The following is an 887-nucleotide window of genomic DNA, read 5'->3' as shown; positions in this document are numbered from 1 at the left end:
CACGCGCACGATGCGCGCGCCGCGTTCGACCGACAGCAGGGCCGCGGCGACGCTGGGCACCATGCGCTCGTCCACCGGCAGACCCGTGATCTGGCCCAGCGAGCCCTTGCGCGACCAGCCCGCCAGCAGCGGATAGCCCAGCGACGCGAGTTCGGCCTCGCGCGCGAGCAGCGCGAAATTCTGCGCCACGGTCTTGCCGAAGCCCGTGCCCGCATCGAGCACGATGCGCTGCCGGGCCACGCCCAGCGCCTCGAGCGCCTGCGCCGAGGCCGCGAGAAAATCCCGCACCTGGACCACGGCATCGCCCTGCATATGCTCGCGGTGCATGCTCTGCGGCACGCTGTGCATGTGCATCAGGCAGACACCGCATTGCGCATGCGCCGCGACCACGGCGGCCGCGCCCGGCTGGCGCAGCGCCCAGATGTCGTTGATGATGTCCGCGCCCAGGTCGAGCACGGCCTGCATCACTTCGGTCTTGTAGGTATCGACCGAGACCGGCACGCCCAGTTTCACGGCCTCGCGCACCAGCGGCAGCACGCGCGCCAGTTCTTCCTCGAGGCCCACGGCCGGGCTGCCCGGGCGCGTGGACTCACCGCCGATATCGAGAATGTCCGCACCGTCCTTGAGCAGTTGCTCGCAGTGCGCGAGCGCGGGCGCGAGGCTGTCGTGCGCGCCGCCGTCGGAAAAGGAGTCCGGCGTGATGTTGACGATGCCCATCACCTGGGGGCGCTCCAGGTTCAACAGGAAGCGGCTGGTCTGCCATTGCTGCATGCTCGGTCTCTCGAATCGAATCAAAGGTGAAAAATACACCAACGAAAACGGGGCCCATAGGCCCCGCTGTCATCTGGCGGCTGCCGGCCTGGTTCAGGCGGCAGTCGGTGCGGTAT

1 protein-coding gene is annotated in these 887 nt (G+C 68.7%); it reads right to left on the bottom strand.

The window, feature by feature from the left end:
• Positions 1-771 (bottom strand): dihydropteroate synthase (folP, locus tag D3H34_RS33090; RefSeq protein ID WP_119558905.1); only part of this gene is annotated, 771 nt, incomplete at its 3' end.
• Positions 772-887 lie beyond the last annotated feature (116 nt).

The sequence above is a fragment of the Acidovorax cavernicola genome (assembly GCF_003581445.1).
Note: the sequence above shows the minus strand (reverse complement) of the source record. Positions and strands in the feature narration are given on the sequence as shown.